Source organism: Terrihabitans rhizophilus (assembly GCF_033898525.1).
Classification (GTDB): Bacteria; Pseudomonadota; Alphaproteobacteria; order Rhizobiales; family Methylopilaceae; genus Flaviflagellibacter; species Flaviflagellibacter rhizophilus.
Genome location: NZ_JAXAFJ010000003.1, coordinates 83,237 through 95,452 on the forward strand (window position 1 = coordinate 83,237; position 12,216 = coordinate 95,452).

A 12,216-nucleotide genomic window follows, 5' to 3' on the forward strand; every position below is an offset into this window, starting at 1 on the left:
ACACCCGTGCGGCGGCACCGATTGCCGCCAACAAGACCAACACGGCCGGGGCCGGGCTGTTCCAAAGGGTTCTAAAATGCGTTCCGATGCGCGACCACGGCGACGGTCCGGAGCAGGAGCCGCAGGTCCAGCAGCGGCGACCAGGAATTGATGTATTCCAGATCGGCTGCCAGCCGGCGCTCGAGGTCCTCGCGGGTTTGCGTCGGGCCGCGCAGACCTCGCACCTGCGCAAGGCCGGTGACACCCGGTTTCATGGCGTGCCGCGTCCAGTAGTCCGGCAGGCCCTCCCAGAACAGCGCGCCCCCGGCGGTCGAGCCCAGTGCGTGCGGCCGCGGGCCGACAAGGCTCATATCGCCTGCCAGGACATTGAACAGCTGCGGCAACTCGTCGAGGCTTGTCCGGCGCAGGACGCGGCCGATCCTCGTCGTGCGGTCGTCGCCAGGCGAGATGGAGCGCGCGCCCTCCGGGTCGCTTGCTTCATGGCGCATGGTGCGGAGCTTGAAACAGCGATAATGCCGGTTGTTGCGGCCGACGCGCGTCTGGATGAAGAAGACCGGACCCGGCGAGTCCATCTTGATGAGGGCGGCTGCAATGGCGATGAGGGGCAGGGCCAACGGCATGGCCGCGAGGGTGAGGCCCAGGTCGAAGGCGCGTTTCGCCGCGCGTTCGCCCAGGGTCATCGGGCCGCGGGAGACGACCAGCGTGGAGCTGCCGCTCCATCGTGACAGCCCTATCGGCTTCAGCCCGCCGAGGTCCGCCACCACCTCCGCGTTGACGCCGCACAGGCGCATCGTCTCCGCCCAGCGCAGCCTTTGCTGAACATTGCCGAGGATCAGGACCACGCGATCGCTGTCGCGCACGAGATGCCCGACATACGCAAAGAAGGCGAGTTCGCCCTCCGGCAGCGCGGCTGCCTTGGCATGAATGTTGACGACACGGGCCCCCGCCCAGGCTTCGGTCGGCACGTGGCCGTCAGTGACGACGGTAACCGAATGCTCGGCCCCCTTCTGGAGAGCCGGAGCGGCGATCCGCGCTCCGACACTTCGGGCAAGCAGCAGGAAGGCCAGCGCCGAGCCGATGGCATAGGCCGTCTCGAGGCGAGAGATCTGGCCGCCCACCTGCAACGCGAACGCGGCGCAGAACCCGATGCTGACCGCGACGGCCATCGCAAGAAGAGCCCGGGCGGCAGCCGCGGAAAAGCTGGTCAGAACGCGTGAACTGTATCCGCCGGTGGCGGCGCAGGTGACCAGATAGGCAGGCAGCACCACGCCCACGAACTGCGGCCAGTTGCCTGAGTCCAGGGTGCCCTGACGAAGCAGGGCAGCTAGCACCGCCGCCAGCGCAACCAGAGCGACGTCCAGAACTACAAAAGCAATCGAAAGTAGAAAGGCAAACAAGTGCCGGTGCCGCAGCGCCGTGTCGCGTCTTTCGAACGTCTGGCCGGCCTCAACTGCTCGCATCGGCTGAAACGTCAATGAAAAGCCTCGCACTGGACCCGACGAATGTCATTCCTGAACATATTAGCCCAGGAAGCCACGTGCCGCGAATACTAAGATATTTGCAGCGTGCCTCAAAAAGGTCCTCGACAAAGCGCTTTAGAGGCCGCGCGGATGCATGGCTGCCATGCGCCAGCATGGGTTATCTTATGACTTGCGGCAGCCGGGCCCTCAAAGGCGTCGCTTCTCATCGGAAGTTCATGGAGAACGGGTAAGTGTACATTGACAAACCCCGCTCAATCGCGCCGGGTTGATGCGTTTCACGGCTTCCAAACCACGGACCTAGAACCATGCACGTAGCAATGATCGGAACGGGGTATGTTGGCCTCGTCTCGGGCGCTTGTTTCGCCGACTTCGGCCATACGGTCGTCTGCGTGGACAAGGATGAGCGCAAGATACAGGCCCTGCGCCAGGGCATCATGCCGATCTATGAGCCGGGGCTCGAGGATCTGGTGGACCGCAATGTGCGGCAGGGGCGACTGTCCTTCAGCACCGAGCTGTCCCCCGCAGTGGAGAACGCCGACGCGGTGTTCATCGCAGTGGGCACCCCGTCCCGCCGTGGCGACGGCCATGCGGACCTCTCCTATGTCTATGCCGCGACCCGCGAAATCGCGGCCAAGTGCAAGGGCTTCACCGTGGTGGTGACGAAGTCGACGGTTCCGGTCGGCACCGGCGACCAGGTCGAGTCCATATCCCGCGAAGTGGCTCCGGATGCCGAGATCTCGGTGGTCTCCAATCCGGAATTCCTCCGCGAAGGCGCCGCCATCGAGGACTTCAAGCGTCCCGACCGCATCGTCATCGGTACGGACGACGAGCGCGCCCGCGCCGTGATGACTGAGCTCTACCGTCCGCTCTTCATCAATTCCTCGCCGCTGCTGTTCACCAGCCGCCGCACCTCCGAGCTGATCAAGTACGCGGCCAACGCCTTCCTTGCGACGAAGATCACCTTCATCAACGAACTGGCCGATCTGTGCGAGCGCGTGGGCGCAAATGTGCAAGACGTGTCGCGGGGCATCGGCCTCGACAATCGCATCGGCTCCAAGTTCCTGCATGCCGGGCCGGGCTATGGCGGGTCCTGCTTCCCGAAGGACACCCTGGCGCTGACCCGCACCGCACAGGAAGCCGGCGCTCCGCTGCGCATCGTGGAAACGGTTGTTGGGGTCAACGATGCCCGCAAGACGGCGATGGCCCGCAAGGTGGTCAACGCACTCGGCGGCAATGTGAAGGGCGCAACGGTGGCGCTGCTAGGCCTCACCTTCAAGCCGAACACCGACGACATGCGCGACGCGCCGTCCATCGCCATCGTGAACTCGCTGCTGGACAAGGGCGCCAAGATCCGCGCCTACGATCCGGAAGGCGTGCACGAGGCACGCAAGGTGCTGCCGGAGGAGGTGTTCTACGCCGAGAACGCCTATGACTGCGCCAAGGATGCCGACGTGCTCGTCATCGTCACGGAATGGGACGCGTTCCGCGCGCTCGATTTCGGCCTGCTGAAGACCACGCTGAAGCAGCCCATCGTGGTGGACCTGCGCAATGTCTATCGCCCCCAGGACATGGAAGCCCTCGGCTTCACCTATGAGAGCGTCGGACGGCCCAACCTGGTTCACTGAACCCGCGGAAGAGGATCAACGAGCCGGGCCCTCCAGTGGCCCGGCTTTTCTGTTTCAGGCCTCATCCTCGACGAGGTCCAGCCCGCTCGCGCGGAGCTTGCCCAGCACCTCGTCGCTCGATGCCCTGTCCTTGAGGCCGAGTGCCCACAGATCCCAATGAGCGCCGCGCTTCACATGGCACAGGTCGAATCCGGACCGGATCAGCAGTTCCCCGATCCTTTGTTCGGTGAAGCCCGTGTTGTGGGCCATGTAGTGCTTGCCCCGTGAGATGGAGGCGGTGTGGCCGTAGATCATGTCCAGCACAGTGATGGGACCGGCCGGTGAGTTGTAGGCCACATGATCGAGACCTTTCTCGATCAGCAGTTCGGCGACTGATTCCAGATCTGGCGACGTCAGCAACAGGAAGCCATCCGGCTTCAGGATGCGCCTGATCTCCGCCATCGCCTTGGCAAGCTCGGGCTCGTGCAGGTGTTCCAGGATGTGCGAGCACCAGACTGCGTCGAAGCTCTCGTTCTCGATCAGGTCGCCGACATCGATGATGCTGCCGAGGAGATCGGGCTTGGCGTCGGGATCGATGTCGAGCCGGAGCTGGATCCAGTCCGCGCCGGAGAAAACGGGATGCAGCTTGCGCGGCGAGTAGGGGCCGCTGCCGACGTTCAGCACACGGCGAACCTGGGGATCCTTCTCTTCCTGCGTGGTTTCGGGCCGGGTCCGCGCCCGGGGCCGGGATTTGATCACGGTCGTTGTCATGCAGGCCGCCGCTGTTTGCTGCCGGGAAAAGGGGGCGAACGATAGAGGAAAGGTCCGAACATTCAAGCCAAGTGGCGGCCGCTATGAGGGGCTGAAGCAGGCGAGAAAAGCCCGCTCGGCGTGCTGCGCGCTGGTGCCGTCGGAATTCATCTCCTGCCTGCACGGCTGCACATAGAGCACGAGTTCCTCGCGTGCCTCCCAGGCCGTGCGATCGAGGATCGGCTCGTAGAAACCGAGGTCCTGGTCCACGAGAACTTGCGTGCGCGCGCTGTCGAGCCGGTAATGCGGCGGCTGGAGTTTCGTCGCCATCAGGCGGTTGCCGGTCTCGGCGCTGCGATGGATCATGGTTATGCGCCCATCCCGGTGGCAAACCAGATCGGGACGGCTGTGGGGGATCGGCAGCGTGCCTCCCCCGTCGAGCCGGAACGGGGTTCGGAAGGCGCTGACGGTGGACACCTGCCAACCGCCGGCGCCTGGCCAGCCGAGCCGGTATTGCGGTACGCCATTTCCATCGTCCCAATAGGTCAGGAACAAGGGCGTGCCATCCGGCAGGAGACCGGCTGCGGCCTGGTTGATCAGGCTGGCGCCCAGCGGGACGGGCACGATGCGTTCAGAGTTCACAGGTGTGACGGGCAGGGACAGTTGCACGCCCGACGTCGTGAACAGGCTGCGAAGCCCATCCGTCGACCGCATGGCATCGATGCCCGCATTGACGACGAGCCCGCCGGACATGGCCTTGCCGGGCAGCCGCCAGACAAGGAACAGATGGACCGTGCCGTCCGGTGCGACGACGGGCTGGTTGAGATAGGGCCCGGCGGTCCACGGCTCGAGAAGGCCGCTGATGAACGGTTTCTTGTCCCTGACCCAGGCGTCGCCCTGAAGCCTCTCCACCCAAAGCTCCCCGGCCTTGGAATTGCCGATGCGGAACAGGCGCAGGAGTTCGTCGCGGACAGACAGGAACATCGGATAGGTTGCCCCTCCTGCGGCTTCCTCGATTGCGAGGAACCCCTCCGTGAGGTCGGCGGAGCGGCTGCGTGTCGTCAGGAGGGTCTCGTTGTGCGCGCCGAAGGCGAGGTGCAGGCGCCCCTGAGCATCGCGGCCCATACTGATCGCCTGATGGGCATCGAGAGGCTTGCGCGCATTGGCGAGCACCGCTTCCTTGCGACGCCCGCTGTCGCGGTCGATCTCCACGAGCCGGACGTCCCCGTCGGCGTCGAAGTAGGCAGCCGTGTGTGTGTTGGCGGAGGTCAGGACCGCGTCACGCCGGAACGGCACGCAGTTCACGCTGTTGCCGGCCCAGGCCGGGCCGAGATCCACGCGCGCTGTTTCGATGAACGGCCTGGATCTGCGAAAACGGTTCAGCCACATCGCTGCATGCCTCCACGCAGAATAGCGCCGTATAACGTGTAGAACGGCTATAACTCAATCTTGAGTAGCGGCGGTGTGATAGGCCATTTAACCAATTAGATCTTGCATTGTAGCTACCCTGCTATTCGCAATCTACCCGTTTACATCTTGCTCTTCGGTTCTGTATCCTTCGAAACAGGCGGGGGCGTTGTGCAATGGCGGGTTGCGCATCGATGATGCATGGCTGGTAAGTCGGCCTTGCGAGGCTTTGTTGAGCGCATCGAGCGTGGCCGCGGCTTCGTGTTCGTTCGCGGCTGGGCCGCGACGCGCGACGATCAGGCGCTCGGTTCTTCGCTGCGGCTGAAGGCGGAGGGCCACGCCTCCATCTCAATTCCCCGGCTGACCGATCGCGCGGATCTCGCGGCTGCCGGCATAGCGGACGGTCGGGCCGGGTTCGCCCATGCGCTGCCCTATACCGCCGACATCGACAGTATTCCGGACATCGTTGCCTCGACCGACACGGCTGACGAGATCGTGCTTTCCGGGCCGGCCACGGCCATGGCTCCATTCCAGCCTCTCGGCGCCTTCGATCACGTTGCGGAAGACGGTCTCGGCGGCTGGCTGTTCGATCCCGCGCCGGAGCGCGACGCACACCTTGTCGTGGATGGGCGGCTGAAGCTCGACCTCGGAGCCGTGTTCGGGCGTCCGGATCTGCCTTTCGAGGCAGGCACGGCGCAACTGTTCGGCTTCTTCGTGGCGGAGCGCATGCTGGCAGATGCAGCCCATCGCTCCGGCAGGTCCGTGGGGGACATCCTGCAGGTCGCGCTGGTCTCCTCCGGCAGCACGCTTGCGACAACGGCGTTCCCCGTCCGCAGCGCGCCGGCGGCGGAGCAGGACATCGGGGCAGCCGATGAACTGCCCGGCGATGACCTCTGGTCCCCTGCGGAAGAGCCCGGCCTGCATATCCACGGTGTCTATTCAGGTGCGCAACGCGCGCTCCTGCTGTGCTCGCTCGTTCTTGAAGCGGATGAGGCTGTTCCGCACGGGATCACGGTAGAGGTCACGGGCATGGAGCCCGTGCAAATCGGCGAACCAAGCCATGCAGTCGGCTCGCCGCAGGACAGGCGGCTCTGCTTCGGCGTCGTGGTGCCATCCTTGCCGAATGGATCGGTGGAGGTGTCGTTCACGTCTGCGGACGGTCTGTTCTCCGCTCGCACCGTGCTGGAGGACGACGAGATTGTCAGGCAGGAAGCGGTCGGCGGGGTCCGGGCCGAACGTGCCGTGGAAGGCTTCCACCTGCTGCTTGATGGCGAGCAGGCAGACATCGCCCGTCTACGCCTTCAGGGTGGTACGGAGCTGGCGGTGCCGCTCCTTGCAAGCCAGCCGGTCTGGCGCTTCTGGAACGCGGATGGCGAGGTGCCGTGCAGCTTCCATGAGGATCGCCGACATTTTCTGCTGCGCCTGCGTGGCCGTGATCCCGGCTTCAGTGTGTCCCGTGCCGGAACGCGGCTGGCCCTCCTGCACGGCGGAGACGTGATCGCGGAAACAATGCTGCGTGCCGGCGAAGGCGCGACGGGGTTCCTCGAGGCGGTCGAGCCGGACGGCGTGTCCGGCTGGCTGATCGATCCCGACGGCGATCACCCGGCGCGCTACGACGTCCACATCAACGGGGTCCGCTACAGTTCCGGCCGTGCGGACCGCAGCCGCGGCGACCTGGCGCGGAAAGGCCTGTCCGATGGTCGCGGCGGCTTCCGGTTGGATCCGGCCAATCCGGATCCTGGCGCGGACAGCATCCAGGTGCGTGTCACGCCCGCATTCTCCGGCCGTGCGCTGGAAGGGCCCGATCAGGCGATAGCGCTGGCCGGCACGGCAAGGCCGCACCTCGACAGCCTGTACGCCGTCCTGGAATCGCACCCCGCGCGCCGCGTTTCCGTAATCGTGCCGATCTACAATGCGGCGGAAGACCTTTCGCGTTGCCTTGCGGCACTCGTGCGGAACACATCGGGCGATGCAAGGCTGATCCTGATCGACGACCGGAGTCCTGACCCTGCCGTGGGTGAGGTGCTGTCCCTCTACGAGGACCTTCCGGGCATCGAGATCCTGCGAAACGACGACAATCTGGGCTTCACCCGCACCGTCAATCGGGGAATCGAACTGGCCGGCGATGACGACGTCGTCCTGCTGAACTCGGACACGATGGTGACGCCCGGCTGGCTCGCCGGCCTGCGCATGGCGGCCTATAGCGGCCCTAAGGTCGCGACCGCCACTCCGCTATCCAACAATGCAGGCGTGTTCTCCGCGCCTGAACCCGGCATCGAGAACGCTCTGCCCGATGGGCTCGGGGTGGACGATATGGGCCGGCTGGTCCGGCAGGCCTCCATCGCCGCCTATCCCCGGGTGCCGACCGGCCATGGCTTCTGCATGTTTATCCGGCGCGACTGCCTCGACCGGGTCGGAGCGCTCGACGAGGCGGCGTTCCCCATCGGCTATGGCGAGGAGAACGACTTCTGCATGCGCGCGCTCCGTGCGGGCGGGGAGCATGTGCTGGACGACCGAACCTTCGTCTACCACCGGCGCTCCGCCAGCTTCGGCGCGGCGAAGTCCCTGCATTACGACGACGGGCAGGCGGTGCTGCATGCCCGCTATCCGGAATACCGGCTGCTGACGCGGGTGTTCGAGCACGGTGCCGATCTGCTCGGCGTCCGCTGGCGGATCCGGCGAGCCATGGTCCGGCTCGAGAGGCCCGCGCGCAAGCCGAGGCCGCGTGTCCTGTTCGTCATCTCCACCAAGACGGGCGGCACGCCGCAGACGAACCGCGATCTCATGGCGGCTCTGGCAGACCGCTACGAGCCCTGGGTCCTGCGCTGCGACAGCCGCCAACTGGAACTCTCCCGCTACGCGCCCGGGGGCGACGAGGCGGTTCTCACGCAGCCATTGCGCAGCCGCATCGTTCCCACCACGCACCGCTCGGCGGAGTACAACGAGGAGGTCCTGAAGCTCCTCGTCCGCTTCGGCTTCGAGCTGGTCCATATCCGCCACCTCGCCTGGCACGGCGCCGACCTGCCGGAGGTCTGCCGCATGGCCGGCCTGCCGGTCGCGCTCTCGTTCCACGATTTCTACACCGCCTGCCCGTCCGTGAAGCTGCTGGACGAGAATGGTCAGCACCACGGCGTGGACTGTGGCACGGGCGGCGCGGATTGCGCGCTTGAGCTTTGGGAGCCTGAGCTGTTCCCGCCTTCACGCACGGGTTTCGTCCCGCGCTGGCGGGAGATCTTCGGCGCCGCCTTCGCGCATTGCGATGCATTCGTCACCACTTCGGAGCGCGCACGCAACATCCTGTGCGAGGCTTTTCCGGATCTGTCCGAGCGCGACTTCCGGGTGATCCCGCACGGACGCTCGTTCCCGGATTCGTCACTCTCTGGCGCGTTTCCAGACCCGAACCGTCCGCTTCGCGTCCTCGTGCCGGGCAACATCTCCGAGGCCAAGGGAGCCGGGCTGATCCGGCAGATCGCGGCGCTGGACGGCGGTCGGGAATTCGAGTTCCACATCCTCGGCGATCACGGCCACCTGGAAGCCGCGCCCGGTCTCGTCCTGCACGGCACCTACCAGCGCGAGGAGTTCAGCGCCCGTGTGCGCAGCATCCGTCCGCATATCGGGGCGGTGCTCTCGGTATGGCCCGAGACCTACTGCCATACGCTGACGGAGATGTGGGCGTGCGGGCTTCCGGTGCTGGGGGTGGATCTCGGTGCCGTGGGCGAGCGCATCCTTGCGCATGGCGGCGGCTGGCTCGTTCCCCACGGCTCGGGCACCACGGACATTTCGGACGTAATGCGCCGGATCCGCGGCAATCCGGCTGACGTCCGGGCGCGCGTCAACGACGTGATCCGCTGGCAGAACGGATACGGCCGGGCCTATTCCGCCGAATACATGGCACTGGGCTATGACCGCCTCTACCGGCAATTGCTGGCGCGGAAGCAGGCCTTCGCGGTGGCTGCGCGCGGGGCCGCTCCCTATGGGGTCGCCGTGCTGACCGGCAAGGGCCGCCCCGGCGAGCAGAAGAGGGCGCTGGAGCGCTGGGCGCGCAACGCGCCGGCTTCCGAACGGATCTTCTGGCACCTGAAGCAGGACTGGATGGCGCTCGACGAGCCCTCCGTCCATGCCGGGTCCATCCTTGTCTTCGCGGACGGACTGGAGCGCGGCGACGGCCGGCGCATATCTGAAATCGCCTCCCGACGCGGCCTGCCCCTGAACGTGCTGATGGGTGAGCGTCCCGCGACCGGCCCTAAGAGCCTGTTCGGCCCAGAGGACGAGATCGCCCCGGAAGACCGGACGCTCTTCACCTCGGCCGTGCGGATATTCGGGAGCGGCGAGGACGGATTGGCACGGGCGCGGCGCTTCATGCCCGACGCCGTGCCGGCCGACAGCTTCGAGGAGCTGCCGGTATGAGCGCGGCCCCAGCACCTTATCGCGAAATTTCATGTGACGGACGGAAGGACAGCCTGTGAGCGAGACCCTCGAATTCATCGACTTCGGCGCGGGGAAAGGCCAGTCCTTCGACTTTGCCGCCACCTGCGCGCCGGGGCCGGGCCTCGCGATCGACAAATCCGAGGACGCCGTCCTGCAGTGCCATCAGAAGGGCATCAACGCCGAACTGGCGGACGTGCTGGACTTCGACCGCCGCAACCTCGCGGCTTCGGCCTTCGCCATCAACCTGCTGCCGGAGATGCCGGGACAGGCAGCGTTCCGCCAGGCTCTGGTCAATATCGTGCGGTCCGCAACGCAGTTCGCGGTCATCCAGCACCCGTTCTTCGACAAGGACGGCGACCTCGCGCTGAAGGGCCTGCAGGTCGCGGACCATTTCGATAAGCGCGTCCTCTACAAGCCCACCATGGCCGACTACGTGAACTTCCTGTCGACCTACAAGGACGCGCTGGCGATTTCCGGATTCGCCATCTGCACGAGCGGCCAAGTGGTTGCGACGCCGATACCGCACGTCCCCAGCAATGCCGATGAGACGCGCGCCGCAAAGACCATCCGCGTCATCATCGGCCGCAAGAGCACCTCGCGCTTCCGGCGGGCCATGTTCCGCGCCCAGACCGGCAAGACCGTCTTCCAGTGGGAAGGCGAATAGGCCGCCGCAACTGAAGGCCTGAACGGGAGGAGGACGGATGCGCGGTCGTATCGATGGCATGACGGGTGAGATGCTGCGCGCTTGGGCGTGGGATCCCGCTCGCCCGCGCGAGCGGCTTCTCGCCCTGCTCGTGATCGACGGCTACAAGTCCGACATCGTGGTGGGCGACCAGCCGCGCCAGGACCTGGCGGGCGCCGGCATCGGCGATGGCGCCCACGGCATCCGCTACACCGTTCCGGGCCACCTTTGTACCGAGGCCACCCGCGAGGTTTCCCTGCAGGTGGTGGATGCCGATGGCGGGATGGTGGAGGTGGATCGCCGCCTCATCTCCTTCACCCGCCAGAACGCTTGGCTCGCGGGCCGCGTCGAAGGCTTTCGCCGGGGGCGCTGCACCGGCTGGGCATGGGACCAGCGCGATGGCACCCGCCGCCTGAAGGTGCAGGCGGTGTGGAAGGGCGAGGTGGTCGCCACCGAACTGGCCGACCGCGAGCGCAAGGATCTCCTCTCCGCCGGCATCGGCGATGGTGCCCATGCCTTCGAGATCGCGTTGCCGCCCTCCGTCTGGCAGGCGCCGGATCCGAACGAGGTCCTGACCATCCAGACCGCCGATGGCCAGGAAATCGGCACCATCCGGCTGCCCGAGAACGACCTGTTGAAGTCGCTGGTCGATCTGGGCCGGCAGGCGGAGCGCGAGGGCGACCACGCCACCGCCATCAAGAACCTCGAGGAGGCGCTGCGCCTTTCCCCCGACAATGTCGATGCCTTGTGGGTGCGCGCCCGCATCGCGGCCGGGCAGGGCGATACCGACAAGGCACGCGCGCTCGCCACGCAGGCCTTCGACCTGCACCCTTCCCACGCCCGCGCCGTCGTCATCCTTGGCCGCCTTGCCCACAATGAGGGCAATTACGAGGAAGCCCTGGGCTACTGGCAGCAGGTGCAGCCCGGCGATTCCGCCTTCCGCGAGAGCCTGATCAAGGCCGGCCGCGCGCTGATGCGGCTGGGCCGCCCCGTCGAAGTGCTGGCGCCGGTCCGGCGCGCCCTGTCGCTGAACCCGGACGACATCGATGCCCACCGCCTGCTGGCGGACGCTCACCTCGCCATCGGGTCCGTGGCCCTGGCGGCAAAGCACCTGCGCGCGCTGGCGGCCGCACAGCCGGCGGACCGCAAGATCGCGGGCCAGTTGCAGAAGGTGACAGGCGTCGAACCGCGCAAGACGGCGCCGCTGTCGCTGGAGTTCCTGGAAAACCCCACAATGCATGACTGGCAGGGGCCGGGTGAGGGCGCGGTGACGGCGCCAAGCGAACGCGCCAACGGCGTGGTGCTGCGGCCGGCCGAAAGGCGCGGCTCCGTCAGCTTCCTCGTCAGCGAACCGCAGGAGTTCCGGGCCGGTGAACTGCCTCATTACGGGCTGCGGGTCACGGGAAACGGCACCGCCGCCGAATTGGCGTTCCGGTTCCGCAAGGATGTCGCTCCTCTCCTGCTGACGGGGCTGCGGCTCTACATCGAGACACGCGCGGCGGGCGACGGCACGCCCGCGCCGATGGACGTGCAATTGGTGGTGCGGCAGAGCGGACGGGATGTGCGCCGCACGCTTCTGTCGTGCCAGGCCCGCAAGCGTGCGAAGATGGAGGCGTTCGACCTCGTCCTGACGGACACGGAGGCAGCAGCCTTGGAGGCAGGCGATGCCTGGCTTGTCCTGCGCGTAGCCGCCGGCCGCGCCGCCCTGCTGCGCGCGCCGCGTCCGCTCCTCAAGATCGAGCCAGAACAGCCCCGCACAACCGGATATGAGGGGCCGCCGCTCCCGGATCTCAGCCGCTTCGGCATTGCAGCGGCAGGAGCCAGGGCATGACCAAGCCATCAGCCTGCCGATGCACGCCGCGAG

General features: G+C 66.5%; 8 protein-coding genes. 4 read left to right on the forward strand and 4 right to left on the reverse strand.

Features of this window, described 5'->3' with window-relative positions; translation table 11 throughout:
* Nucleotides 1–71 precede the first annotated feature (71 nt).
* Nucleotides 72–1,397, reverse strand: a complete 1,326-nt coding sequence (locus SCD90_RS06915; RefSeq protein ID WP_319843918.1) for an exopolysaccharide biosynthesis polyprenyl glycosylphosphotransferase — start codon at nucleotides 1,395–1,397, stop codon at nucleotides 72–74.
* 389 nt (nucleotides 1,398–1,786) lie between these two features.
* Here SCD90_RS06915 and SCD90_RS06920 point away from each other — a divergent pair, with 389 nt between their 5' ends.
* Nucleotides 1,787–3,106, forward strand: coding sequence for a UDP-glucose dehydrogenase family protein (locus SCD90_RS06920; RefSeq protein ID WP_319843919.1), 1,320 nt, complete (start codon nucleotides 1,787–1,789; stop codon nucleotides 3,104–3,106).
* A gap of 54 nt (nucleotides 3,107–3,160) precedes the next feature.
* On the opposite strand, the gene SCD90_RS06925 is transcribed toward SCD90_RS06920, so the two are convergent.
* From SCD90_RS06925 to SCD90_RS16600, 3 genes are all read right to left on the reverse strand, one after another.
* Complete coding sequence (locus tag SCD90_RS06925) at nucleotides 3,161–3,856, reverse strand: class I SAM-dependent methyltransferase (RefSeq protein ID WP_319843920.1); 696 nt, start codon at nucleotides 3,854–3,856, stop codon at nucleotides 3,161–3,163.
* Between the two features lie 81 nt (nucleotides 3,857–3,937).
* Nucleotides 3,938–5,224 (reverse strand): BNR-4 repeat-containing protein, encoded by a 1,287-nt coding sequence (locus SCD90_RS06930; RefSeq protein ID WP_319843921.1) that lies wholly within the window; start codon nucleotides 5,222–5,224, stop codon nucleotides 3,938–3,940.
* A 366-nt stretch (nucleotides 5,225–5,590) separates the two neighbouring features.
* Nucleotides 5,591–5,797 carry a hypothetical protein gene (locus SCD90_RS16600; protein WP_425265650.1) on the reverse strand — a complete coding sequence of 69 codons (207 nt, stop codon included), beginning with the start codon at nucleotides 5,795–5,797 and terminating at the stop codon, nucleotides 5,591–5,593.
* 954 nt (nucleotides 5,798–6,751) lie between these two features.
* Between SCD90_RS16600 and SCD90_RS06935 the strand changes: the two genes are divergently transcribed.
* Genes SCD90_RS06935 through SCD90_RS06945 form a run of 3 tightly spaced genes read left to right on the forward strand, consistent with a single transcriptional unit; the run spans nucleotide 6,752 to nucleotide 12,183 of the window.
* The gene (locus SCD90_RS06935) at nucleotides 6,752–9,649 is read left to right on the forward strand and encodes a glycosyltransferase (RefSeq protein WP_425265659.1); all 2,898 of its coding nucleotides are present in this window, start codon (nucleotides 6,752–6,754) and stop codon (nucleotides 9,647–9,649) included.
* A gap of 55 nt (nucleotides 9,650–9,704) precedes the next feature.
* A complete protein-coding gene (locus SCD90_RS06940) occupies nucleotides 9,705–10,334 on the forward strand; it encodes a hypothetical protein (RefSeq protein ID WP_319843923.1) in 630 nt (209 codons plus the stop codon).
* A gap of 37 nt (nucleotides 10,335–10,371) precedes the next feature.
* Nucleotides 10,372–12,183, forward strand: coding sequence for a tetratricopeptide repeat protein (locus SCD90_RS06945; RefSeq protein WP_319843924.1), 1,812 nt, complete (start codon nucleotides 10,372–10,374; stop codon nucleotides 12,181–12,183).
* Nucleotides 12,184–12,216: the final 33 nt, after the last annotated feature.

Excerpts from the sequence above, each read along its gene's own strand:
- SCD90_RS06925 (WP_319843920.1), bottom strand. The coding sequence starts at position 3,856 with ATGACAACGACCGTGATCAAATCCCGGCCCCGGGCGCGGACCCGGCCC.
- SCD90_RS06935 (WP_425265659.1), top strand. The coding sequence starts at position 6,752 with ATGCTGCGTGCCGGCGAAGGCGCGACGGGGTTCCTCGAGGCGGTCGAG.
- SCD90_RS06920 (WP_319843919.1), top strand. The coding sequence starts at position 1,787 with ATGCACGTAGCAATGATCGGAACGGGGTATGTTGGCCTCGTCTCGGGC.
- SCD90_RS06945 (WP_319843924.1), top strand. The coding sequence starts at position 10,372 with ATGCGCGGTCGTATCGATGGCATGACGGGTGAGATGCTGCGCGCTTGG.
- SCD90_RS06930 (WP_319843921.1), bottom strand. The coding sequence starts at position 5,224 with ATGTGGCTGAACCGTTTTCGCAGATCCAGGCCGTTCATCGAAACAGCG.